Consider the following 25056-nt stretch of genomic DNA (forward strand, 5'->3'; position numbering starts at 1 on the left):
AGGAGCTTATTTTAGTTTGGATACTTTCTTTGCATTTTCAACCTCTTATATGATAACCCAATACCTATAAGTAAAGATGGAATGAAAAATGTAAATAATTCGAATAATGATGGAGGAATAAAAGGATGGTAGAGGCTCCTACAATAATTAATTGTGCTATTAATGCTTTAAGATTATTCTTCATTGAATATCCCTTCAATCTTAATTATAAAAACTCCTCTCAGATTCTTAACCGTATTTTTTTCCTTCATTCATTCCCCACATTTTACAATCCGTTCTCATGGTCCCGTGCCAACCGAAGTGACTATCCATAAACCGAGAGGGCTTTTGTTTAAACAAAAGAAATATAGTTCTTGGCCCGTTTGACGATCACTAAAACCTTCAACGACGAATTGCCACCCGTAAGCTGTAGTCGCCCAGTGAGGCTCGTAGTGCCCCCCTGGTGTGATTTTAACCTTCGCGGCTGCAATAGGGCTACCGTGTAAGCCACATAAAATCGGATTGCCCCCGTAGGGGTAAGATGAAAAACAATTACCGTTAAAAAGATTAAGATTGCTACAAAGAATAATTTTTTACGCATTTTATCCACCTCACATATACGATAAACCCTACCATTGCACCAAATGAATTTAAAATCAAGTCATCTATATCAAAATTCCCTATGCCGGATATCAACTGTATCAATTCAAAGATTAAACTTTTGACAAAAGCAACGCTGGTTATTATCATGCACAGCGATAAAACGATTTTACTCAAATAGGAAAATCCGAAAAATTCCGGCAGGTCCCACCCTCTCAAGCCCCGGTCCGACGTTACACAAGTTGGCAACAACGGACGTGAAGGTGGTTACAATATCTTTCCCGTCCAAAGCAACGATCACCACAGCAGAGAAAAATATGATCATATACATCACAAAATAAATCAGAACTTCCATTTTCGTTTCCTTCTTAACTCCCATGCCACCGTCCCTGACGCTATATACCGCACGAGGGTGGACTATATTCAAAACGGCATTTCTTATTATTTTAAATATCAGCAAAATCCTTATGTTTTTAATGCCACCGGCCGTAGAACCCCACACGCTACCATTATACATGATTTACTGGTCAATCAAGTATAGTATTTTGTTTATTCAAAGCATAACCCGCCAAGCAGCCTGCAAGGGAAATAATGAGAATAAAGTATAATATTTGGGCTGGCATTCCAAGCCACCTCAAAGTGCTTCTGCATCCTGCTTAATGTTTTGGCAAGGTCTCTAAGTTTGAAATAGTTATATCCTTTTATGAAAGAAGATGCGGTATCATAAATCAGCGGCATTACTTCTTTACCAACCTTCAGCCATGATTCTCCTCGCCAAGATTTTTATTCTGGAATAAACTCAAATACAATTCTCCATGTCTTGGTTAAAATTCCTTCCTTATCACCGCTTTTCCATTACTGGTTTGCCGTCCGTCCCTTGAACACTCCACTAGTGCCAAGGATTAAAGGAAAAAGGGATAAGTGGCGTAATCTAATTTTTCGAGGTCTTACCACTTATCCCTTTGTTATTCGGTAAAAACTTAATTCTACCTTATTCCACCGTTACGCTTTTTGCCAGGTTCCTTGGTTTATCCACGTCGCAGCCTCTTGCCACCGCAGCGTAGTAGGCAAAAAGCTGCAAAGGCACAACTGACAGCACCGGTGTCAGCATTTGGTGTGTCCTGGGGATGTATATGACGTGGTCCACCGATTTTGTGATCTCTTCGTCGCCCTCGTTGGCTAAGGCTATTACTGCCGCGCCCCTGGCTTTGACCTCTATTATATTGCTCAGGGTCTTTTCATAGAGGTGATCCTGGGTCACCAGGGATATCACCGGCACTCCTTCGGTTATGAGGGCCAGGGTGCCGTGCTTCAGCTCGCCTGCGGCATAGGCCTCGGCGTGGATGTAGGAGATTTCCTTGAGCTTCAGGGCACCTTCCATGGCTACCGCGTAGTCAAGGCCCCGTCCGATGTAAAAGATGTGTTCCCTGTCCGCATACCTTTCTGCCATCTTCTTGATCTCGCCTTCTGCGTCTAGGATGGCCTTCGCCTGGTCGGGCAGCTTTTTCATGGCCAGCGCGATTTCCCTAAACTCCTCGTCGGAAATGGTTCCGAGGAGTTTCGCAAAGTGGAGAGCTATCAGGTTCAAGGCCACGAGCTGGGTGCTGTACGCCTTGGTGGAAGCCACGGCGATTTCGGGGCCGGCCCATGTGTAGAGCACGTCGTCGGCCTCCCGGGAAACGGAGCTGCCTACAACGTTGGTTATTGCCAGCACTCTGGCGCCCAGTTTTTTGGATTCGCGCAGGGCCGCCAGTGTGTCGGCGGTTTCCCCGGACTGGCTGATTACTATCACCAGCGTGTCCTTGCCGACCATGGGTTCCCTGTAGCGGAATTCCGATGCCAGGTCGACTTCTACCGGTATACGGGCGAGTTTTTCGATCACGTACTTGCCTACGACGCCGGCGTGGTAGGCGGTGCCGCAGGCCACTATGAATACCTTTTTAAGGCTTTCCAGTCCCTCTTTCGTCATCTTTATGTCGTCGAGGCGCACCTCGCCCTTATCGGGGTAAAGCCTGCCGGTCATGGTATCCTGTAGTGCTTTCGGCTGTTCGTGGATCTCCTTCAGCATGAAGTGGGGGTAACCGCCTTTTTCAGCGGCGACGGCATCCCACTTGACCTGGAATACTTCCTTGGATACCGGGTTTCCTTCAAAGTCCGTAATCTCGACGCTGTCCTTGGTAATCCTGGCCATCTCGCCGTCCTCGAGGATGTAAACGCTACGGGTATACTGGAGTATGGCCGGTATATCCGATGCCACGAAATTTTCTCCGTTGCCGAGGCCCACGATGAGGGGGCTGGACTTCCTCGCAGCCACCAGGGTCCCCGGCTCCTTGCGGGAAATCACCCCGAGGGCGAAGGAGCCTTCCAGTTTGTTTACCGCCATCCTCACTGCCCGGAACAGGTCTCCATCGTAAAAGTGCTCTATTAGGTGGGGCACGACTTCCGTATCGGTCTCTGATTGGAATTTATGACCCTGGGATTCGAGCCATTCCTTGAGCTCTTGGAAGTTCTCGATGATGCCGTTGTGCACCACGATGAAATCCCCGGAACAGTCACCGTGAGGATGGGCGTTGATGTCGGACGGCCTGCCATGGGTGGCCCAACGGGTGTGCCCTATGCCCATGCGGCCTTCCGGGTAAGCCCCTCCTATCTTGTCTTCCAGGACCTTTATCTTGCCTTCGCTCTTCACCACTTTCGTGCTGTGAGAGTTATATACGGCGATACCCGCTGAATCGTACCCCCTGTACTCCAACCTTTTCAGCCCATCTATCAGAATGGGAGCGGCTTCCCTGTCTCCCACATAGCCGACAATTCCGCACATAAGTCTATTCCTACCTTTCTCCTCTTGTATTTTCAAGGTTCGATCAACAACGGCTTTTGAGCCGGTATTTTCAAACCATACTCAATTCTGCTGAGGACCCCTTTGTCCCGGCGATCGCTCACCGGTTTTGTAGGCCTCTTACGGTGGCAGTCCACCGTGGGGCATCCGCCGAAAACTCGATAAACCCCATCCTCGTCAGCTCCCGAAGAAGTTCTCCGAGAGCTCAGGCGCTTTTCCGTTGCTTAAAACCCACGTGATTCCTTCGCGGCCTCGCACCCCCTCCTGCTGTTTTTCACCGTGTCGAGCGGCTCCTTTCGACCCCATCACCTCCTTTAAATGGTGATAGCCTTAAGAAAGTTCCTTTCTTATCACTTCGGCCAGCCGGTGGGCCAGATCTTTAATGACCTTCTCGTCCTCTCCTTCCACCATGACCCGGATAAGGGGTTCGGTGCCGGAAGGACGCACCACAATGCGGCCGTTTTCGCCCAACAGTGCTTCAGTTTCTTCGACTGCTTCCTTGATACTCGTGCTTTTGGCGTACCCTGCTTTATCCTTCACCTCTACGTTCACCAAAATCTGGGGATAGACCTTCATTATGTTCCTCAGCTCGGAGAGGGGCTTTGCTTCCTCCACCATCACCGAAAGCAGCTTTACGGCGGTAAGGAGACCGTCCCCGGTGGTATTGTGGTCGAGGAATATTATGTGGCCTGACTGCTCGCCGCCTAAGTTGTAGCCTCCCTTTAACATTTCTTCCAGCACGTAGCGGTCGCCCACTTTGGTCCTCACCGTCTTTATGCCGGCCTTTTTGAGGGCGACCTCAAAGCCCATGTTGCTCATTACGGTGGCGACAACAGTGCCGTTTTTGAGCAGCCCTTTGCGGTTCATGTATTCGGCACATACGGCCATGATGTGGTCTCCGTCGACCACCTGGCCCTTTTCGTCCACGGCGATAAGCCGGTCGGCGTCTCCGTCAAAGGATAGGCCCACATCGGCCCCTACTTCCCTCACAAACCCGGCGATAACCTCGGGGCTGGTCGAGCCACAGTTGACGTTGATGTTGCAGCCGTCGGGGCGGTCGTTTATCACGAAAACTTCAGCCCCAAGCTCGCGGAACACCAGCGGAGCCACTCGGTACGCAGCGCCGTTGGCACAGTCGATGGCTACCTTCAGACCCCTGAAATCCGTCCCCGCCGCGGATTTTATAAAATCGGCGTAGGGGTGCAGGCCGTCCTCGGTCACCACCCTGCCCACGGCCGGCCCCGTGGGGCTTTGTATGCGGCCGTCGGGACCCTTAACCAGGGCCTCGATCTCATCCTCCATAGCGTCGGGCAGCTTGAAGCCTTCGCCGTTGAAAAACTTTATGCCGTTGTATTCTACGGGGTTGTGGGACGCAGAAATGACCACTCCGGCGTCGGCGCCGAAATGGCGGGTTAAAAAAGCCACGGCGGGAGTGGGCATCACCCCCACCCTGAGTACGTTGGCTCCCACAGAACATATACCGGCAATGAGAGCCGACTCCAGCATATCTCCGGATATGCGGGTGTCCCTGCCCACCACTACCGTGGGTTTATCATGGGTTTCAGAGAGCACGTAAGCCCCCGCTCTTCCTAGGTGATAAGCAAGTAACGGTGTCAGCTCCTTATTGGCTATACCCCTTACTCCGTCGGTGCCGAAAAGTCTTTCCGTCATTCGCTATCTCCTCTCCACTGATAGGCTTCGTCATAGTCCGGTCCTACAGTCTTTGTATCGTTACCCTTACGTTTTCGGGCTCTATCCTTACTATCCGGTAGGGTTCGGGTGCTTCAGCTTTAATCCTGAGGTAATACTCACCCTCCCCGAGTCCCGATGCGTCGGCGTATATCTTCACTATGTTTTTATCTACTTTCTCTATAATACTCTCAGGTCCCCGGACTGTCAACATGAATTCTCCCTCTTCAGGTACGGCTTTCAACCCCTCGCCCAGGTTTCGAAAGTTTATATCGCTGCTCGTAAAGCTCAGGACGCCAGATGTCACCTTCTCTATGTCAACTACCACCCTCACCTTGTTCATGTTTTCATCGAAGGGCATGACACCCCCGGGCATCTGCAATTCGGTGTCAACAGCGACGCTTTTGTCAAGGCCGCTGATGTTCACGGGTTTTGTGGGAATTTCCCTGATGTCCCTGAGGGTGCCGCTGCTGCCGGTTATTATGACCACCGAGGGCTCAACCCTTACATCTCTTACTGCGAAGCCTTCCAGTGGCTGACCCCTAACGTCGGGCTTTACAGTTACCGTGGATACGGGCACTATGGGCACGGTGACCTCCACCGTGTCTGGTCTGAAGGTGACGCCCCTTAGTTCGTTGTCCTTGGCATCCACGACCCTAACGGGCAGGGTGGCGGTAACCACGCCGTTTTTCCCCGTGACGTCAACTTCCACCACGGCTTTTTTGAGAGAATTTACCAGAGTCCTAGGTCCCCTCACCAGCACGGCCTGGGGTGACGCTCCAGGTGTCTTGGCGGCAAAACCTTCGGCGGGCACTCCCTTTACATCCACGTATACCGGCAACTGCTCCTCGATTACTGCTTCGAGGGTCACCATGATTTCCTTCGGGGAAAAATCCAGCAGTTCCACGTTTGCAGGGACGTACACGCTGATCGGCAGCATGTTTTCGCCCTCCATTCGCCCCCGGAGGTTTGCCTCAGCCACGATATTCTCGGGCTTTAGATCCGCTATTATGCTGCGCCTTGCCCTTACCTTGACGTTTACGAAATACTGCTGGGTAGGGTCCTTCAGGGCCAGCTTTGAATCGTCCAGGTTTTTCAACTGCACGGGCACGTCCCTGACCACATAGGTTACTTGGGGATTCTGCTCGTTCATCACGTACATCCACATGACCAAGGCCACCAGCACGGATATAACCTTCAAGACCATGTCGCTGGAGAAAAACCTACCCATTTAATCTCCTCCAATACAAGAGGTTTGGCTTTTTCTCGTTCAGCTGGTAAACTTCTTTAAGCATGTTCTTCAGGGTCTTAACGTCCAGGTAGCGGCTCAGCTTACCTTCTTTAGCCACGGATATTACGCCGGTTTCCTCCGAAACTATTATGGCCACGGCGTCGGACTGCTCCGTAACGCCCAAAGCCGCCCTGTGCCTGGTGCCCAGCTCCTTGCTGAGGTTGGGGTTTTCCGTCAGGGGAAAGTAGCAGCCCGCAGCCATTATCTTGTCATTGCGTATTATAACTGCTCCGTCGTGAAGGGGGGTATTGGGTATGAATATATTGATCAGGAGTTCTGCCGTCACATAACCCCCTATATTGACGCCGGTCTCGATATACTCGTTGAGGCCGGTCTGCCTTTCCAATACTATGAGTGCACCTATTTTGTTTTTTGAAAGCTCCTCGGCGGCCTCCGCCAGGTTATCGATGAGCCGGTGCAGATCCTCTTCCCCCAGGCCGAAGAGCGGGCTTGCGAAAAACCTGCTCCTGCCCAGCTGTTCCAGGGCTCGCCTCAACTCCGGCTGGAATACGACGAGAAGCGCTATGACACCGACGGTCGTGGCGTTCTTCAACAGCCAGTTTATGGTGTAAAGGCCGAGCCATTCGCTCACCTTTGTAAATACCACGAATACAATGAGGCCTCTTAAGAGCTGCACCGCCCGCGTGCCGCGGATGAGCTGTATCGCCTTGTAAGAAACGTAAGCCACAATGGCTATATCGAGAAGGTCCATCAACCGGAAGCCCTTGAAAAGCTCAAAAAGCTGTAAAGACATCTTTCCACCTCATGGCCCGTAATCTACTTAATATTATAACATGTTATAAGGAATAAATATATTTTGCCACAAAATTTCTAAGCTTGCTTCGTGCCGAATCTGGTCTCAAGAGTGATACCCAGGGAAAGTATGAAGACCACCAGGGAAACAATGCCTCCGACGTAAGGCACAAGCTGTACCAGCCAGAGCGCCAACGCCCCCAGGAGGTATTCCGTGAAAAGATTAGTATTTATGCGAAGGTGTACGTTTAGCTTTCTCCCCAGGAATACGCTTATCGCAAGATATCCGAAAAACCCGGCGGCAACCACCAAAATTATGACAGCAGGTATCAAAGGGATCCCAATGAGGGTGAACACGAGAAGCAGCGCGACTACCGGCGTCAGCAGCATTATAAGAAACCCTTTGAGCAACTTGTTCCCGGTGTCTTTATCCACGGCTTGTGCCGCTGTCCTCACGCTGTTGGGGAAAAGCGCTATTGCAAGAGCTCCGAGGGCTAACGTGCCCAGAAAGCGCACAAAATTGAATACGGTAGTTCTAGGCCTGAAGGGGCGGACCATTATGCCGGGATTCCAGTAAAACCCGCGCATCCCCGGATTCCTCATCATCTCGCCGATGCCACCGGCGATACCGACCTGGTTTGTCTTCCCCAGCACCCTGCCGTTTTTATCGATAACGACCCTACCGCCAACAGCTGTAGCGTCGCCTTCCACCGTTCCGTTGACGACGACGTCACCCATTACGGCCACAGCGTCGCCCGAGACCTTTCCGTTCACGATAACGCTGCCCATAATAGCTACTGCGTCGCCGTCGAGCACCTCACCGGGGCCTATCACCAAATCTTTACCCATCTGTGCTATATAGCCCCCGTCAGCCAGGGCATAGGCCGGAAGCAGGAATAAAGCCGCCAGGAGCAAAATCAAAAACCTCTTCAATTGTATTCCTCCTTCTCCAAAAAATTACAGTTAGCTTACTATGATAATATCATTTATGCGCCCCCTTCTCAATATGTGATATAATAAACTTGCAGGCAGCTTTGAAAAAATAAATTACCTTACAATATATAATACGGAAGAGGATGATATAAATTGCAGAAAAGTACCCTTAACGACACACCGCTGGCAAGCAGGCTTCACATCGCTATCTTCGGCCGCAGAAACGCAGGCAAGTCCAGCCTCATCAACGCAATTACCAACCAGGACATAGCTCTGGTATCCTCCGTAGCTGGAACAACAACCGACCCAGTTTTCAAAGCTATGGAGCTTCTACCCATCGGACCCGTCGTCATAATCGACACAGCGGGTATCGACGACGAAGGCGAACTCGGGGAACTCCGGATCAAGAAGACCTACCAGGTGCTGAATAAGACCGATCTTGCCGTTTTGATAATAGACGGCGGAATGGGAGTCACCGGCTATGACCTGGAAATCCTGGAGAGAATCAGGGAGAAAAACATACCCGTAGTGGGGGTTATAAACAAAAGCGACGTTGCTGGGTACACGCCTGAAGAAAAAGAAACTTGGGAAAAACGGCTTGGCCTTAAGCTCGTAGAAGTGTCCGCCCTGAAAAGGCAGGGTATCGAAGAACTCAAGCGGGAGATAATAAACAAAGCCCCTTCGAGCTTTGCGGAGCGCCCTCTTATCGGCGACCTCATTGCCCCCGGCGACTTCGTGGTGCTGGTGGTGCCTATCGACAAGGCGGCGCCCAAAGGCAGGCTTATCCTTCCTCAACAACAGACGATCAGGGATGTGCTAGACCACGGCGCCATAGCCGTCGTTACCAAAGAAACCGAACTTAAGGAAACCCTGAAAAATCTCGCAAAAAAGCCGCGCATAGTCGTAACCGATTCCCAGGCCTTCGCCCGGGTAGCCCAGGACACGCCCCGGGATATACCCATGACTTCCTTCTCTATACTCTTTGCCCGCTACAAAGGTGACCTGGCACAGCTCGTGGAGGGCGTAAAGGCCATAAAAAACCTGAAGCCCGGCGACAGGGTGCTCATCGCCGAGGCCTGTACCCACCACAGGCAGAAGGACGATATAGGCACGGTAAAGATTCCCCGGTGGCTTACGCAGATCCTGGGCTTCGACTTAGATTACACGTGGACAAGCGGATTCGGTTTCCCGGAAAACCTGGACGAAATAAAGCTCGTTATCCACTGCGGCGGATGCATGATTAACACAAAAGAGATGATGTACAGGCTTTCACTCTTAAAGCAAAAGGGTATTCCGGTAGTGAACTACGGCGTTTTCATCGCCTACGCCACGGGCATACTGGAAAGGGCCCTGGAGCCAATTCCGGAAGCCGCTTCGCTGCTTTCGCCGGAGTCTTAAGAAAACTCTCCAATTAATAAAAATATCGAGGCATATTCTCCCAATGAGAATATGCCTCTTTTTGCTTTGAAGAGCTTTAAACAGAAATCGTTATACCTTCTGTCTTTCAGGAAACCAGTGTTTCGTACGATTTGCTATAGCCACAAGACTTAGCATTATCGGCACTTCTTCCAGAACCCCCACCACCGTGGCAACGGCGGCTCCTGACTCCAGGCCGAAAAGTGATACGGCCACCGCTACCGCCAGCTCGAAAAAGTTGCTGGCACCTATCATAGCTGCAGGAGCGGCCACAGAACGATCCACCTTCCACAATTTGGCCCATGCATAAGCCAGTATAAAAATGAAGTAAGTCTGGATTGTCAACGGTACCGCTATGAGCAGTATGTGAATCGGATTTTCAATGATATACTTTCCCTCAAAGCTGAAGATGATGATAAGAGTTAAAAGCAACCCGATTATGGTAAAAGGCCTCAGTAAAGGCAAAAAATCTCTCTCAAACCATTCAATACCTTTATTTTTTATCAGATAATTTCTAGTTAAATACCCAGCTGCGAGCGGAATTACTATATAAAGAACTACGGAAAGAATTATGGTCTCATACGGCACTCTGAGCTTCGCGAGGCCCAACTGGAACATTACTATGGGTGCATACGCAAAGAGTAAAACCAGGTCATTTATGGCAACCTGTACCAGGGTGTAGTTCGGGTCGCCGTCGGTAAGATAGCTCCATACGAAGACCATAGCCGTGCAGGGAGCCGCACCCAGGAATATAGCTCCGGCAAGATACTGCTGGGCAAGTTCCGGTGAAATCCAGGGGGAAAATATATTCTTAAGAAACAGCCATGCGAAAAAGAACATAGTAAAGGGCTTTATTAACCAGTTGGTAATAAGGGTAATGGCAAGACCTTTTGGGTTTTTCCCCACCCTGACGACGCTGCTGAAATCTATCTGGACCATCATCGGATAGATCATAAACCATATAAGAATAGCAACGGGTATTGATACCTGTGCGTAGGTAAACCTAGATAAAAACTCGGGAAAGGCCGGAAACTTTTGACCTATCAATATTCCAGCAATTATGCACAACACTACCCATATAGTGAGATACTTTTCAAAAAATCCCAGTCCGGGTTTCTTTACCTTAATATCTTTTTCTGCCATACAACTCTCTCCTTTCATAGGATGTTGAATGATTCGAATTTTAATGGGGAGTGTCCGGTCTCTTACATGTTATGATTGGGTGCTTTTCGAGGTACTCGAGTCTTTTAATTTCTTCTGAAAGTTCGCTGCATTTAATAAGATCTTCACCGAAAATTGTCTTTATATTCCCCGCTATTTTTTCAAGGTATTTTTTATTTAATGAATAAAAAGCCCACTGTCCCTCCCTTGTTTCTATCACCAAGTTGGCTTCTTTTAAAATCCTCAGATGCTGGGAAACTGCCGATTGGGTTATTCCAAGAATATATTCGAGTTCACATACACACAAGGTGCGGTTTGCAGCAAGCATGAGTATCTTGAGCCTGGTGGATTGCCCCATGGCTTTGAAAACCTTCTGCAATTCTTCGAGCAAGAAAAACCCTCCAGGAATTTATTTAGAACATTGAATATTCAATCTCGCAAACGAATTTAATCTACCAGTGGCTTATAACCCCCCTTTCCCTCTGGTATTTTATTATGTAAGCACGATATATAAGTATTTGCTTATATTATAATTTACTTTTATTAAAAAGTCAACTTCTTTCAACCATCTTTTGCCTAACTATTGACAATTTAATTTCCTATATGCTAATATTGGAATATATTCGAGCAGAGGAGGTTTCTTCATATGCCCAATGATATATACGATATGTATGCAGCAATATTCAAAGCCCTAGCCCATCCTACGAGGTTGAGAATCCTCGAGATTCTTGCAACGTACGGTGAAATGTGCGTCTGCAATATCGCAGATAAATTGAATATCGACCAGCCGGCCGTTTCCAAGCACCTGGCCGTATTGAAGAACGTGGGAATTATAGAAAGCAGAAAACAGGGCCTGACGGTTAATTATAAAGTCAGAATGCCCTGTGTCGTCAACTTTCTCAAATGCGCTGATGAGGTTCTAGAAGCGGATCTAAAAAGCAGGTACAGTTTTATAAACGGGAAGGAGATGTTAAGATGAAGGAATGGCAGAAACTATCTTTGATTGTCGGCGTATTTTTATTCGCCTATTACATGCCCCTTTCAAACTCGAGATTCACTGGTGCTGTGATTGAATCCCTTTACATGCTCCAGGACTACGCCAGGCTCCACGTGCTGACTTGCCTTGTCCCGGCCTTCTTCATAGCCGGCGCCATAGCCAATTTCATCTCCCAGGCTGCGGTTATAAAGTACTTCGGCAGAGAAGCAAAAAAATGGCTCTCATACGCAGTAGCTTCAGTTTCAGGCACTATCCTGGCTGTATGCTCCTGTACTGTGCTGCCCCTTTTCGCCGGAATATATAAGAGAGGCGCCGGAATAGGGCCGGCGGTTGCTTTCCTTTACTCGGGCCCGGCCATCAACGTGCTGGCCATAATAATGACAGCCCGGATTCTGGGGTGGAAACTGGGGATCGCCCGGGCTCTCGGGGCAATTACTTTTGCGGTAGTTATCGGTTTAATTATGGAGTTATTGTTTGGCAAAGAAGACAAAGAGAGGACCAGCAAGATTGGACTCATCGGCTCTTCTGACCAGGAAGAAGGAAGGACTCTGTATCAGGAAATAATCTATTTTACAAACCTCGTCCTCATCCTCATCTTCACCGCATGGGGAAAGCCCGCACAGCCGGTGGGCTTCTTCAGCGCGGTTTACGCCGTAAAATGGTACATTACGGCGATACTTATGGCCAGCCTTTCGCTGATTTTATATCACTGGTTTAAAAAGGAAGAGCTGGTTTCATGGGTTGACTCGAGCTGGGGCTTTGCAAAGCAGATAACGCCGCTGCTCTTCGGCGGGGTGCTCGTGGCAGGTTTTCTCATGGGGCGCCCGGAGGTCGATGCGGGTATAATACCGGCCCGTTACGTGGCCTCCGTGGTCGGCGGAAATTCCCTTTTCGCCAATTTTCTAGCGTCGGTCGTGGGAGCCTTCATGTATTTTGCCACCCTTACCGAAGTCCCCATACTCCAGGGGCTTTTAGGTTCCGGTATGGGCCAGGGGCCCGCCCTCGCCATGCTGCTGGCCGGCCCTGCTTTAAGCCTCCCCAATATGCTGGTTATAAACAGTGTGCTGGGGCCAAAGAAAACCGTCACATATGTATCTCTTGTAGTCATAATGGCCACAATAACCGGGTATATATTTGGCGTGCTATTTTAAAATTTTTAAATAACAATACAAGGACAGGGGAGGCTTATACAAAAGCAGTCATCAAATTCTTGATACCCTGCCGGTAAACCTATAATTATGGGCCCGGTATAGTGGGAATAAAATTTAAAATTGACCAGGGAGGTTAAATCATGGAAATTAAAATTCTAGGTACAGGCTGCCCCAAATGCAGGGCGCTCGAACAGAATACCAGAGAAGCTCTTGAGGAACTGGGAATATCAGCAAACATCGAAAAAGTCCAGGAGGTAAACAAAATTATGGAGTACGACATTATGTTTACCCCCGGACTTGTCGTCAACGGCGAGGTTAAGGTAGAGGGCAAAGTTGCATCAAAGGATGAAATAAAAGAGATATTGCGACAGTTCATTTAAAAGACGCCATATTTCCCCCTGATAAAATATTAAAGGACAATTCCTACCGATTCGCGAATTGTCCTTTTCTTTTTCAGTTTTTTATCTTTTCGCCCAGCTTATGCTCCTTGCCCGCAACCAACCTTTTTATATTGGTCCTGTGCCTGTAAATGGCTATCGCAGCTATTATTACGCCGTACGCTATGTATTTGGCCGGGAAACGGAAAATCACAAGGAATAAAGGGAAGAATGCACTACCGACAATGGACCCCAGGGAAACGTATCTCGTCAGCAGTATGGCAGCTGCCCCCACCAGAAAAGAAAACAGCGCAACCTTGGGGGCCAGGGCAAGCACAACGCCCATGCTGGTGGCTATGCCCTTGCCGCCGTTGAAGTTGAGGAAAAAAGACCAGTCGTGACCAATTATAACAAAAAGGCCGCTGAAAAGCGCCAGTTCGTCGCCGCCTATAAATTTAGCGAGGGTAGCAACGAGAAATCCTTTCAGGAAGTCGGCCGCATACACTGCAGCCGCGGCCCTGCCGCCAACCACCCTGAGCACGTTGGTGGTACCGGGGTTGCCGCTTCCGTATTTCCTTATATCGATACCGTAGTATTTTTTGCATATCAGGTGGGCGGAGGATATGGAACCTATTAAGTAACTAATGATTCCCGCAAGTATAAATTTGAGCAACCGGTCTTCACCTCCCGTCCGTATTTTTATTTTATCACATATATTATTTCAAGAAAATAAAAAAATAGGTTATAACTTTTATAAAAAAGTATAACCTCAGCTTGTAGACAAAGCCGCTTTTAGGATGCATAACCTAAAAGCGGCTTTTTGTTGAAGGCGAAGAAAATTTTTAAGAAAAACGAATGTAAAGCGGGGACTGTTGGCGGAAACGTTCCCCGTCTTTTCTTCCATAAAGCCAGCTTTTTTAAATTCATGCATGCGAAAAGAAGCGTGAGGTAATGTCCAACTTTCCTCAAGCCTCGTAGATTTGTATAGCGCATGCCATGCTTTTCCTTCGCATCGGCAAATACCCGCTCGATGGTCTGGCCGCGCATTTTGTATAGTTCTTTACCCCATTGGGTGTGTCTTATATCTTCCGCTATTTCTATGTAATGCTCCCATATATGCCGAGTTATGATTTTTGTGTAATTTTTACTTTTGGTGCACTGTAGGCGCATGGGACATTTACAGCATATTTGGGGGTTGCTCCTATATTCCCGGTATCCCGCCCGGTTGGTGGTGCTGTATTCTAATATTTGGTTGTTGGGGCATATGTAACAATCATAATATTCGTCATAGACGTATTCGCGTTTTTTAAAGTAGCCATCTTTGGTCATCGGCCTCTTGTAGGGCATAACGGGAAGCGCTCCTGCCTCAATGATTTCTCTGCATATCCCGGGGGTTTTGTAGCCTGCATCAACCACTACCGCCTCTATTTTAGAAAATTTATCGTTTACTTCTTGAAATAAATCGGAGAATACCTGGCTGTCATGAACATTTCCAGGTGCTATTTTGACACCAAGGACAAAGTTGTTCCGGTCACAGGCTACAGAAGCTGTGTAGGCAAAGCAGCGCTCTTTTTCCCCTTTTTGAAACATCCCACTTTCAGGATCTGTGGTGCTTACCCTGACTTTTTTAGAGCTATTTTCTCCTTTGTTGTTATCGTCATCATCATCTTCTTCTTCAAAGGGCTTTTTACCGTTTGCTTCCCGTTCGGCGTTGATTTCTTTTAAAAGTTCTTCCTTATATTTTTGAGTCCGTTGCTTAGCGACTTTCTCGATATATTTATTCTTATTGGCACTGGCTTTTATGTGAGTAGCATCGATAAATACTGCATCTGTTTTAACAAACCCGCATTCTATTGCTTCCATCAACACCCGCTCGAATATCTTTTCAAATAGATCACTTTCCTTAAACCGCCGTTCATAGTTTTTTCCAAAAGTTGAAAAGTGAGGTATTTTTTCTTGTAATCCATAGCCTAAAAACCAACGGTAAGCTACATTGACTTCTACTTCTCTGATGGTTTGGCGCATGGAGCGGATTCCATACAATGCTTGGAGCATGAGTAGCTTAATTAACACTACCGGGTCAATACTAGGTCTTCCTGTATTTTCGCTATATAGGTCTTTTACTTCATCATAAATGAAATTAAAGTCGATGCTTTCTTCTACTGCCCTAAGGAGATGGTCTTGAGGTACTAAGCTATCGATGCTTACTAATTCTACCTGCTCTATTATTTCTCGATTTTTCTTCGTTAACATTTCATCGCCCCACAATATTTTTGTATCTTCTTTAATTTTACTAAAAAGCTGATGATTTTTGTACTAGCTTTTGCAAAAAAAGACTGTCGACAGTTACTTTGTCGACAGTCTGAGGTTATAACTTTTATAAAAAAGTATAACCTATTTTTCACTCTACTATTATATCCTTACCGGATTTTTCTTCAACACGCCCTATTATCGACGCCCATTTTACGCCGTTGTTTTTAAGTTCTTCCATCATGGCTTCGGCTCTTTCTTCCGGACAGGATATAAGAAGGCCTCCCGACGTCTGGGGGTCGAACAAAACGTCGGCCAGTTCTTCCCTGATATTTTCGGCAAAAGCGACCTTATCCGCCAGGTACTTTCTGTTGGCGTAGAGACCTGCCGGCAAAAGCCCCATGGCGGCGTATTGGAGTATTCCCGGAATAACCGGAACTTTTTCCGCCTGTATCCTCAAAGTCACACCGGAGCCTGCTGCCATCTCATGCGCGTGGCCCAAAAGTCCGAAGCCCGTTATGTCGGTTACGGCGCTTACGCCCACCTGTACGGCAGCATCCGAAGCAGACTTATTAAGGGTATTCATGGCCTCGAGCGCTTCCCTTTCTACCCGACTGTCAACCATTCCCGCCTTGGCGGCCGTAGTGAATACACCGGTCCCCAGGGGTTTAGTGAGGACTACAACATCCCCGGGTTTCGCCCCGGCATTGGTAAGTACCCTGTCAGGGTGCACCACGCCCAGCACCGAAAGGCCGTATACCGGCTCAGGAGTCTTTATGGAATGGCCTCCTGCTATTATCGCGCCCGCTTCGATCACCTTGTCGGCACCGCCCTTCATCACCAGGGGCAGCACGTCCTCCACCAGTTTTTCGGGAAAGCCCACGATGTTCAGCGCTAAGAGCGGCCTTCCCCCCATGGCGTAAATATCGCTGAGGGCGTTGCAGGCGGCTATCTGCCCGAAAAGGTACGGGTCGTCCACCACAGGAGTGAAAAAGTCCACCGTATGGATTATTGCCAGCTCTTCGTTTATCTTATAAACCGCCGCGTCGTCGGACGTTTCAAGACCCACCAGCAGGTTTTCGTCTTTTATTACCGGTAAATGCCGCAGGACCTGCGACAGCGCCGAAGGCGAAAGCTTGGAAGCTCAGCCGGAACTGCAGGTGAGCTCTGTGAGTTTTACCTTTTCCACGGGCGGTTCACCTCCGTATTTTTCATTTTTTCCATTAAAGTATCCCATTTTATTCAAGCTTTGTCAATGTTGACCCTTCGGTGTATAAATCATATCTATAAACTGCATTAAATAAATATATTTTTTAAATCCTTTTTCGCTTAGAATTGTGGTAAAATTCCTTTGAAGGCGAGGTAGATTTGATGACTGAAAAATACCCTTTTTTTATGATAACTTTTCCATCGGTCCACCACGCGTTGAGGTTCGAGTCAAGAATGAAGGGCTCAGGTACATCTTTTCAGCTGGTGCCGGTGCCCAGGGAGATAAGCTCCAGCTGCGGGGTAGCGGCAAAGGTGACCGCCACCAGTGAACGGGCTTTAATCGACACCGTCGAAAAGGTCGGTGTCGAATATGATTCCATTTACCTTTACCAATCGCCAAAAGAAAAACCCCGGCTGTTGAAAAGAGTGGAGTAAAATTAAAGGGCTACAATAGTGTAGCCCTTTTGTTGTTAATTACATTTCTTTTCCAAGTCGTGTATTCTTTTGTATAAGTTTATCATTCTTTTTATGAGGTTTTTTTCAGCGAGGGCCGTCATGAGCTGATCCTGAGCATGTATCACGAGGAAATTTGGGGTCTGACTCTGTTCACCCTGTGTCAGCATATTCTGGTACTTATGCCCTTCGTAAAATTCCTCATCCGCTTTTTCAAGATGAGCCTCTGCAGCTTCAAAGTCCCCTCTTTCAGCTGCGTCTAAGGCTTCATAAGCTTCCGCTCTTGCGTTTCCTCCGTGTAGCACTAAGTGGTATATAATTTGCTCTAAATCCATGAAATATCCTCCTCTTACTTTATTCGTGTTGCGCTGCGCTTTTTTCATCTTTCAGAAGTTGAGCTTCATACATTTTAAAGAACGGATAATATATAACCGCAGCAACCAACAAGTTTACAAGCTGTAACACAGCTCCCTGCCAGTGTCCGCCTGTCGATAAAAATCCGCCGAAGAACACCGGAACGGTAAACGGAAGCTGTATAATAGGCCTTGGGACTATATTTGTTGCAAAAGCAATGTAGTTTATCGTGACAACAACAGCCGGAGCTACTATAAACGGTATTATCAATATCGGGTTTAATACAATGGGTGCACCGAATATAACCGGCTCATTGATATTAAATACTGCGGGTATTAATGCTGCCTTTCCGATCGTCCTCAATTGGGCGGATGCGGAAAGCAGGAACATTATAACCAAAGGCCAGGTTACACCGGAACCGCCGAGGTGCGAAAACATGTGGAAAAATGGCTCGGTCACGATTCCCGGCAAAGGCAGGCCCTTTGCCGCAGCCTCCGCATTTGCTGCAAGCTGGGTCATCCAGAAGGGATAAGCGATCGATGATACCACGTTCATACCGTGTATACCTAATGACCACAGCAACATCATGAGTACTATTTCCGCAAGGGCTGCAGGATAGCTATTCGATGCTGCGACAAGGGGTTTAAACAGGTTGAGCACCAATTGGGGAAGCGTTATGTGGAATTTCGACCATACTATCCACTCTACAATCCACGCCGACACTATCATGACGAACATAGGAACCAGCGCTAAAAAGCTTCTCACAACGTAAGGCGGCACGCCTTCGGGCATTTTTATAACCAAACCTTTTTCGTTAAAGAATTTAACAACTTTTGCCGTAATTATACCTATAATTATTGCTACAAACAAACCCTGTCCGCCAAGGTAATTCAATGCATCTCCAAAAGTTACTTTTGTTACGTCTGTTGCCGGAAAACTTGTTATAAAAAAGGCGAGCATTGAAATGATTCCCGTCATTGTCTCGTCAAGGTCCCATCTTGCTGCAAGGCTGTAGGCTGTACCGAAAGCAACCATCATTGCCATTATGCCGAATGTAAGATGGAAGGGCAATATAATTTGCGCTGAAATTGGTTTAACCGCATTAGCCCACGCTCTTATCAGCCAGAGGTTAACCCCTTCCGGCGGGTTCGCGATAATTAAGAAGATTGCGCCGGTCAAAATCACAGGCAATGCAAAACTCGAAAAAGCATCCCTGATCGATTGCAGATATACATTTTGTGCAATTCTTGCCAGGACCGGCATGAGGGAATTTTCCATCCACTTCATGAACCAGTTTTTTGAAATCCTTTCGCTCATGAAAGACCCCCCTTAAACTTCTTTACCACTTTTTTTAGCAAGTTCGATTATTTGATTTAAAATTTTTTTACCATCCATTAAAGCGAAAGCCTGCATATCGACGATGTCGACGGGGATATTGTACTTCGAAGCAATCGATTCGATTTCTTTTTTTAGATGCCTTACTTGAGGTTCCAGCAGTGCAACATCGTATTCTTCCGCTTTCTTTTTAAATTCCCCCGTCCCGCCGGCGTCTACTACAACGTCAAGGCCCTGTTTTTTTGCTTCATCCGTAACTTTTTTTGCAAGGGCACTCGATGTCGCTCCCCAGCTGCATAATATTACACCCCGTATTGTCATGTTTTACATCCCCTCCGTAAATTATTCTTAAAAGCAATCTAATCCTTCTCAGCCTTTATCTTGTTTCTTTAAATTATTATCGTACATTTGTAACATCTTTATCACATATGCCTGAATTATTGCTACAAACGATATAAAGATGCCCCCAAAAATTAGTATTTTTAGGCCATCGGCAAAACTACTGTGAATCATAGAGTATATACCAAAAGATCCCCACACAATAGACAAAAGCACGTAAAATATTTTTCTCTGCAGTACCGGTATGGTAAACATACTATCCCCCTACAAAATCGCTCTTCTTATTTCTTCATAATATTTTTTCATTAACACTTCTTTAACCTTTTGCCTGGTTGTTTCCTCAGAAGCTGCGTTGTTTAGGTCTTCTACGAAATTACTATCTTCGATTAAAGAAGCGCTCAAATCCCCCAAAACTTCGATACTTTCAGGATCTTCCTGCGGCGCCAGCATCAAAAATGCCGTCTTTATCTTTTCATAATCTCCAGCAAGATTTTCCATTTTAAACTCATCGATTACCCTTCCGACAACCACCAGCGGAAAATCCAAATTCTCTATTGCGCAGTGATATATTACAAATCCTTTGCCCGGTAAAACTATTTTCCCGAGGCTTTCCCTATTTAAAAGCCGCTTTTTGATCCCGGCCGTTTGATTTCGTCTTATGAGTTTTTTTACCAGTAAAACTTCAAGTATGTTATCTATAATGCGGTCAGAATTCCTGCCTTCCACGGAGGCATAAACCAGAGCATCACAGAGCTCGAGAATCCTCTTTCCGTAATTAGCTATATGCAACGCTTTTTCTTGATAATTCTTATTCTTCAAAGCGTTTGCCTTTGTTTCGTACTCTATTATAAAATCGGTATTCAACGCTTCCTTTAACTTTTCCACGTCTTCTTTCAAGAGCAAAGGATTTACGACTACCACTTTCTTATCTTCAATATCAAGGGGTATTGTGGATACAACAAGGTCTATGTCTTTTCTGTCTTTAATATCTTTCAACTTTACGCTTGACGCGACCTCGACAACATTTATCTGGGGAAATATTTTAAGTTTCGACATGAGCATCCTTGAGGTCCCTATTCCGCTGGCGCATACCACCATTATATTGTATGTTTTTGCGACATCTTTCATTCTCTCTAAAGCCGCTCCAAAGTGCATCGCCACATATCCTACTTCATCTTCGGGGATTTCGACATTCAACTTTTCCCTCAGAACATCGCAAATTTTATCACTTTTTTCAAAGAGCAGGGGGTATTTAGATTTTATATCGCAAAGCAAAGGATTCCTGATGTCCAGCCCCATTTTGAGCCTGTATATCGTCGGTGCCAGATGAGTTTTTAAACCTTCCTCTAAAAGTTTATCGTTGGAAAAATTTATGTTAAAAATTTCTTCTCCTTTTTTAATCATTTCTTCTGCAATATTTTCTATATCTTTGTAGTTGTAACTTTGCGCATTAGCTCTGTACTTTGCTCCTATTAGGTGAACCGTCACATAGCCGATCTCGTCTTCGGGTATAGTTAAGTCCAGCTCTTCTTCCAAATATCCGGCCAATTTCTGGGCAAATCTATACTCTTCGGTCTTTTTAAGCTCCCTTAAATTTTCCTCCCCCATCTCTATCGATTCGCCGTTTTTCAACCTTTTTACCGCCAGAGCTAGATGTACAATAAGCCCAAGATATGAGCTCTCGACGATATCAAAGTCGATTTCCGATTCAAGCCTTAAAATGGCCTTTTCAATTTTTAGTACAGTATCATAGTCGATAAGGTTCAAAAGCCTTAATTCGATATTTTTGTCAAATCTGTTCTTTTTCAAATAGCCCGTCCTCAAAAAATTAATGAGATCGGATGTATCAAAATTCTCATATAGGAACTTAGCTATGGCCTTTCTAAACGAATTTTCATTTCCCGAGACATAAACTCCATAGCCGGGCTTTGCAACCAATACGAGTCCCTGCTTTTTAAGCCATTCTTCCAATTCTTTTAAATCATAACTTATTGTGGACGTAGTTACATTGAATTTGCGGCTAAAATATTCCAATTTGACGGGTTCTGTAATTTGCAAAAGTTCTGATAATATAAGCTTTCTTCTCTCCTTTGGCTCAATATTTGATCTATAACCTATCATATCAAGCTTCAATTTTTCTATATCCGCAACATTTCCTTCTACGATTAAGCCTTCATGTGAATTTGCAATTCTCAAGTTGTAATCCTTTAAAAACTCATTTACAACAGCAATTTCCCTGTAAACTGTTCTTCTGCTTACATCAAACTTATTTCCAATATCCTCAATTCTCACATTGGGATGCGACAGCAGCGTTTTTAAAATATTGAGTTGGCGCCCGTTCAATTTAACCATTTTAGTTCATTACCCTTTTGTCAATATTTTAATAATACACCAAACCGCTCTCACTTTTATTATACAACCAATCAGCCATCCATCCAAGGAAAAGATGTAAATACACTGTCATGAGTTTTGTGTCATATTTTTAATATTATAGATTTTCACTGCTCTAGTTCAGCCTATACCCGACACACAAACAAAAAAGGCAGTGTTTCCACTGCCTCACTCTCCCAATTTTCTTGCAAAAATCAGATATCCTGTATGTCCTACCATCAGGTCCTCGGGCCTTAATCTTTCCGGGACCAGCTTGTACTTCCTCATCATGATTTCGACGACCTCGGAGATGTAAAAGCCGTTCTCATTAAGGGACTTCATGGTCTCGGAAACCTGGTTCGCCGTCGGAACCAGGATGCCCAGGTGGCCGGCGGGTTTCAGCGCTTTCCTGACCTCGGCAATAACTTCCCAGGGTTCCCTCACGTCCAGGAAAAAGGCATCCAGATCCCTTTCCTCTATCCCTTCGGTGATGGATTTGTTGTGCATCACAACATTATCGAATTCAGAAAAGCCCCTGATGTTCTTCTCGGCGAGCTTGTGAAACTCCTCCCGCTGCTCGTAGGTGTACACTCTGCCCTCGGGTCCCACAGCCCGGGAAAGGCACACAGTGAAGGCTCCGGAGCCGGTGCCGGCTTCCCCCACCCGCTTGCCCGGAGAGACGTCGAGGCGCATGAGTATATAAGCTCCCTCTTTGGGATACACGATCTGGGTGCGCCGTTTAAGGTAGTGCATTACGTAATCGAACATGTCACAAGTCAGCACATGGTACACCGTACCGTTGACCTCGAAGCTGCCCCCAGGGCTTACGCCAGCAAGCACAGTCGAATCTATTTGTCCGTTGGGCAATCCTATTTTGTTCGGCGAAGCGATATCGACCACTTTTTTAAACCCATCGGGCCCTATTATGACCCTTTTTGTTGCAAATCCCGACTGCATCTTTTGCCCCCTTCTCTCATTCTATTTCTCCATATTGAGGAAATCCTTTTCCAACAACAGCGCTCTTTCATAGTCTTCCCTTGTATTTATGTTAAAAAAAACCAAGTGGATTTTTTCCGTATCCACATCTATGTACCTGGTCCTGACCATGGCAAGCAGATCCCGGACCCGGATGGAGCCTTTCTTTTTAATAAGAGCTTCTATTGCACCGATGCATTTTTTGCTGTAAACGGCGTGAAGGGGTTCTATCATCTCCCGGCACCGGGGACATACCGCGTCGAAGCCTTCGGAGCTTTTGAGGAGATCCCTTATGAGTTCCGCGTTCAAAAAGGGCATGTCGCATGCCACGAAAAACCCGGCTTGGTTTTTCATTTTCTTAAGTCCTGTGTAAATGCCCCCGATAGGACCCAGCCCTTTTACCTCATCCTTGAATATGCGGCAGCGGCCTTTGAAATAATCGATTTCCCCGGGGGAGTTGGATATGACCAGAATGTCCTCAAATAAGGGGTCCAGCACAGCAAGGATCCTTTCCAGGATGGTCATTCCTCCTATCTCCAGGAGGCCTTTGTTCTTTACGGATATTCGGGAAGACTTACCCCCGTTTAATATGACCGCCGAAAATTCCCCCACAAACACCTGTCCTTCCGAAAAAGTCTCTATTATATTATAGCAAAAACCTCCACAGGGCAACCACAAAAAATACCGAAAGACCGCTCGAAAGAGCGGTCTCAGACTGTCGACAAAGTAACTGTCGACAGTCTTTTTTTGCAAAAGCTAGTACAAAAATCATCAGCTTTTTAGTAAAATTAAAGAAGATACAAAAATATTGTGGGGCGATGAAATGTTAACGAAGAAAAATCGAGAAATAATAGAGCAGGTAGAATTAGTAAGCATCGATAGCTTAGTACCTCAAGACCATCTCCTTAGGGCAGTAGAAGAAAGCATCGACTTTAATTTCATTTATGATGAAGTAAAAGACCTATATAGCGAAAATACAGGAAGACCTAGTATTGACCCGGTAGTGTTAATTAAGCTACTCATGCTCCAAGCATTGTATGGAATCCGCTCCATGCGCCAAACCATCAGAGAAGTAGAAGTCAATGTAGCTTACCGTTGGTTTTTAGGCTATGGATTACAAGAAAAAATACCTCACTTTTCAACTTTTGGAAAAAACTATGAACGGCGGTTTAAGGAAAGTGATCTATTTGAAAAGATATTCGAGCGGGTGTTGATGGAAGCAATAGAATGCGGGTTTGTTAAAACAGATGCAGTATTTATCGATGCTACTCACATAAAAGCCAGTGCCAATAAGAATAAATATATCGAGAAAGTCGCTAAGCAACGGACTCAAAAATATAAGGAAGAACTTTTAAAAGAAATCAACGCCGAACGGGAAGCAAACGGTAAAAAGCCCTTTGAAGAAGAAGATGATGATGACGATAACAACAAAGGAGAAAATAGCTCTAAAAAAGTCAGGGTAAGCACCACAGATCCTGAAAGTGGGATGTTTCAAAAAGGGGAAAAAGAGCGCTGCTTTGCCTACACAGCTTCTGTAGCCTGTGACCGGAACAACTTTGTCCTTGGTGTCAAAATAGCACCTGGAAATGTTCATGACAGCCAGGTATTCTCCGATTTATTTCAAGAAGTAAACGATAAATTTTCTAAAATAGAGGCGGTAGTGGTTGATGCAGGCTACAAAACCCCCGGGATATGCAGAGAAATCATTGAGGCAGGAGCGCTTCCCGTTATGCCCTACAAGAGGCCGATGACCAAAGATGGCTACTTTAAAAAACGCGAATACGTCTATGACGAATATTATGATTGTTACATATGCCCCAACAACCAAATATTAGAATACAGCACCACCAACCGGGCGGGATACCGGGAATATAGGAGCAACCCCCAAATATGCTGTAAATGTCCCATGCGCCTACAGTGCACCAAAAGTAAAAATTACACAAAAATCATAACTCGGCATATATGGGAGCATTACATAGAAATAGCGGAAGATATAAGACACACCCAATGGGGTAAAGAACTATACAAAATGCGCGGCCAGACCATCGAGCGGGTATTTGCCGATGCGAAGGAAAAGCATGGCATGCGCTATACAAATCTACGAGGCTTGAGGAAAGTTGGACATTACCTCACGCTTCTTTTCGCATGCATGAATTTAAAAAAGCTGGCTTTATGGAAGAAAAGACGGGGAACGTTTCCGCCAACAGTCCCCGCTTTACATTCGTTTTTCTTAAAAATTTTCTTCGCCTTCAACAAAAAGCCGCTTTTAGGTTATGCATCCTAAAAGCGGCTTTGTCTACAAGCTGAGACCGCTCGAAAGAGCGGTCTTCAACTATCAGCTGCCTTTCCCGGTTCTGTTCGTCATCGTCAAAAACATAACCACCTTCCCGCCCTCGCGGGCTCCCGCGTCATAAAGGGCCCGCACCGCCTTCCACACTTCTTCTTCGCTGCCGCGAATAAGGGTGCTCAAAGGAGTCACATCCACGTCCACGTCAAACTCCTCGAGGGATTGTAGAGATTTGAGCACAACCCTCTCGTAATCCTCCCTTCCCAGCGGGAAGAGGGACACCTGGCATGTGAACATA

At 46.5% G+C, this 25056-nt stretch carries 25 protein-coding genes; 6 read left to right on the forward strand and 19 right to left on the reverse strand.

Annotated elements, in window-relative coordinates:
• Positions 1 to 555: 555 nt before the first annotated feature.
• From TOCE_RS12970 to TOCE_RS09900, 7 genes are all read right to left on the reverse strand, one after another.
• The gene (locus TOCE_RS12970) at positions 556 to 729 is read right to left on the reverse strand and encodes a VanZ family protein (protein ID WP_148218483.1); all 174 of its coding nucleotides are present in this window, start codon (positions 727 to 729) and stop codon (positions 556 to 558) included.
• A 19-nt stretch (positions 730 to 748) separates the two neighbouring features.
• Positions 749 to 1096: a potassium transporter TrkG gene (locus TOCE_RS09870; protein ID WP_013276704.1), complete on the reverse strand. Its 348-nt coding sequence runs from the start codon at positions 1094 to 1096 to the stop codon at positions 749 to 751.
• A 474-nt stretch (positions 1097 to 1570) separates the two neighbouring features.
• Positions 1571 to 3400 (reverse strand): glutamine--fructose-6-phosphate transaminase (isomerizing), encoded by a 1830-nt coding sequence (glmS, locus tag TOCE_RS09880; RefSeq protein WP_013276705.1) that lies wholly within the window; start codon positions 3398 to 3400, stop codon positions 1571 to 1573.
• A gap of 348 nt (positions 3401 to 3748) precedes the next feature.
• Positions 3749 to 5089: a phosphoglucosamine mutase gene (gene glmM, locus TOCE_RS09885; RefSeq protein ID WP_013276706.1), complete on the reverse strand. Its 1341-nt coding sequence runs from the start codon at positions 5087 to 5089 to the stop codon at positions 3749 to 3751.
• A gap of 43 nt (positions 5090 to 5132) precedes the next feature.
• Positions 5133 to 6338, reverse strand: a complete 1206-nt coding sequence (locus TOCE_RS09890) for a CdaR family protein (protein ID WP_013276707.1) — start codon at positions 6336 to 6338, stop codon at positions 5133 to 5135.
• Positions 6331 to 7152 carry a diadenylate cyclase CdaA gene (gene cdaA, locus TOCE_RS09895; RefSeq protein WP_013276708.1) on the reverse strand — a complete coding sequence of 274 codons (822 nt, stop codon included), beginning with the start codon at positions 7150 to 7152 and terminating at the stop codon, positions 6331 to 6333. The genes TOCE_RS09890 and cdaA overlap by 8 nt, the downstream gene beginning before the upstream one ends.
• Positions 7153 to 7229: 77 nt before the next feature.
• Positions 7230 to 8084, reverse strand: a complete 855-nt coding sequence (locus TOCE_RS09900; protein WP_013276709.1) for a DUF8173 domain-containing protein — start codon at positions 8082 to 8084, stop codon at positions 7230 to 7232.
• Between the two features lie 153 nt (positions 8085 to 8237).
• Here TOCE_RS09900 and hydF point away from each other — a divergent pair, with 153 nt between their 5' ends.
• Positions 8238 to 9482, forward strand: a complete 1245-nt coding sequence (gene hydF / locus TOCE_RS09905; protein WP_013276710.1) for a [FeFe] hydrogenase H-cluster maturation GTPase HydF — start codon at positions 8238 to 8240, stop codon at positions 9480 to 9482.
• Positions 9483 to 9572: 90 nt separating this feature from the next.
• On the opposite strand, the gene arsB is transcribed toward hydF, so the two are convergent.
• A complete protein-coding gene (gene arsB / locus TOCE_RS09910; RefSeq protein ID WP_013276711.1) occupies positions 9573 to 10643 on the reverse strand; it encodes an ACR3 family arsenite efflux transporter in 1071 nt (356 codons plus the stop codon).
• Positions 10644 to 10683: 40 nt separating this feature from the next.
• Entirely contained in the window at positions 10684 to 11052 is a 369-nt protein-coding gene (locus TOCE_RS09915) for an ArsR/SmtB family transcription factor (RefSeq protein WP_013276712.1), read from the reverse strand.
• Positions 11053 to 11307: 255 nt separating this feature from the next.
• Between TOCE_RS09915 and TOCE_RS09920 the strand changes: the two genes are divergently transcribed.
• The 3 genes from TOCE_RS09920 (at position 11308) to TOCE_RS09930 (ending at position 13189) form a co-directional block, all read left to right on the forward strand.
• Positions 11308 to 11640: an ArsR/SmtB family transcription factor gene (locus TOCE_RS09920; RefSeq protein WP_013276713.1), complete on the forward strand. Its 333-nt coding sequence runs from the start codon at positions 11308 to 11310 to the stop codon at positions 11638 to 11640.
• On the forward strand, positions 11637 to 12809 hold the full coding sequence (locus tag TOCE_RS09925) for a permease (RefSeq protein WP_013276714.1): 1173 nt from the start codon (positions 11637 to 11639) through the stop codon (positions 12807 to 12809). The genes TOCE_RS09920 and TOCE_RS09925 overlap by 4 nt, the downstream gene beginning before the upstream one ends.
• A gap of 140 nt (positions 12810 to 12949) precedes the next feature.
• Positions 12950 to 13189: a thioredoxin family protein gene (locus tag TOCE_RS09930; protein ID WP_013276715.1), complete on the forward strand. Its 240-nt coding sequence runs from the start codon at positions 12950 to 12952 to the stop codon at positions 13187 to 13189.
• Between the two features lie 73 nt (positions 13190 to 13262).
• On the opposite strand, the gene plsY is transcribed toward TOCE_RS09930, so the two are convergent.
• The 3 genes from plsY to selD form a co-directional block, all read right to left on the reverse strand.
• The gene (gene plsY / locus TOCE_RS09935; RefSeq protein ID WP_013276716.1) at positions 13263 to 13859 is read right to left on the reverse strand and encodes a glycerol-3-phosphate 1-O-acyltransferase PlsY; all 597 of its coding nucleotides are present in this window, start codon (positions 13857 to 13859) and stop codon (positions 13263 to 13265) included.
• Between the two features lie 119 nt (positions 13860 to 13978).
• On the reverse strand, positions 13979 to 15439 hold the full coding sequence (locus TOCE_RS09940) for an IS1182 family transposase (RefSeq protein WP_425358462.1): 1461 nt from the start codon (positions 15437 to 15439) through the stop codon (positions 13979 to 13981).
• Positions 15440 to 15587: 148 nt separating this feature from the next.
• Entirely contained in the window at positions 15588 to 16625 is a 1038-nt protein-coding gene (selD, locus tag TOCE_RS09945) for a selenide, water dikinase SelD (protein WP_013276717.1), read from the reverse strand.
• Between the two features lie 182 nt (positions 16626 to 16807).
• Here selD and TOCE_RS09950 point away from each other — a divergent pair, with 182 nt between their 5' ends.
• Positions 16808 to 17080 (forward strand): putative Se/S carrier protein, encoded by a 273-nt coding sequence (locus TOCE_RS09950; protein ID WP_013276718.1) that lies wholly within the window; start codon positions 16808 to 16810, stop codon positions 17078 to 17080.
• A 35-nt stretch (positions 17081 to 17115) separates the two neighbouring features.
• Here the strand turns inward: TOCE_RS09950 and TOCE_RS09955 are convergent, their stop codons facing one another.
• The 6 genes from TOCE_RS09955 to mobA all read right to left on the reverse strand — a co-directional run bounded on the left by TOCE_RS09955 (position 17116) and on the right by mobA (position 23083).
• Positions 17116 to 17433: a PTS sugar transporter subunit IIA gene (locus TOCE_RS09955; protein WP_013276719.1), complete on the reverse strand. Its 318-nt coding sequence runs from the start codon at positions 17431 to 17433 to the stop codon at positions 17116 to 17118.
• A gap of 19 nt (positions 17434 to 17452) precedes the next feature.
• Positions 17453 to 18769, reverse strand: coding sequence for a PTS sugar transporter subunit IIC (locus TOCE_RS09960; protein WP_013276720.1), 1317 nt, complete (start codon positions 18767 to 18769; stop codon positions 17453 to 17455).
• A 12-nt stretch (positions 18770 to 18781) separates the two neighbouring features.
• On the reverse strand, positions 18782 to 19108 hold the full coding sequence (locus tag TOCE_RS09965) for a PTS sugar transporter subunit IIB (protein WP_013276721.1): 327 nt from the start codon (positions 19106 to 19108) through the stop codon (positions 18782 to 18784).
• Positions 19109 to 19390: 282 nt separating this feature from the next.
• Positions 19391 to 21478, reverse strand: coding sequence for a BglG family transcription antiterminator (locus TOCE_RS09975; protein ID WP_013276723.1), 2088 nt, complete (start codon positions 21476 to 21478; stop codon positions 19391 to 19393).
• A gap of 207 nt (positions 21479 to 21685) precedes the next feature.
• Complete coding sequence (locus TOCE_RS09980) at positions 21686 to 22453, reverse strand: tRNA (adenine-N1)-methyltransferase (protein ID WP_013276724.1); 768 nt, start codon at positions 22451 to 22453, stop codon at positions 21686 to 21688.
• Between the two features lie 21 nt (positions 22454 to 22474).
• Positions 22475 to 23083, reverse strand: coding sequence for a molybdenum cofactor guanylyltransferase (gene mobA / locus TOCE_RS09985; RefSeq protein WP_013276725.1), 609 nt, complete (start codon positions 23081 to 23083; stop codon positions 22475 to 22477).
• Positions 23084 to 23294: 211 nt separating this feature from the next.
• On the opposite strand from mobA, the gene TOCE_RS09990 reads away from it, so the two are divergent.
• Positions 23295 to 24755: an IS1182 family transposase gene (locus TOCE_RS09990; RefSeq protein WP_425358462.1), complete on the forward strand. Its 1461-nt coding sequence runs from the start codon at positions 23295 to 23297 to the stop codon at positions 24753 to 24755.
• A gap of 51 nt (positions 24756 to 24806) precedes the next feature.
• Here TOCE_RS09990 and TOCE_RS09995 read toward each other — a convergent pair whose 3' ends face one another.
• A complete protein-coding gene (locus TOCE_RS09995) occupies positions 24807 to 25055 on the reverse strand; it encodes a YkoF family thiamine/hydroxymethylpyrimidine-binding protein (protein ID WP_013276726.1) in 249 nt (82 codons plus the stop codon).
• Position 25056: the final 1 nt, after the last annotated feature.

The organism is Thermosediminibacter oceani DSM 16646 (genome assembly GCF_000144645.1).
In the GTDB taxonomy this organism is placed as follows: domain Bacteria; phylum Bacillota; class Thermosediminibacteria; order Thermosediminibacterales; family Thermosediminibacteraceae; genus Thermosediminibacter; species Thermosediminibacter oceani.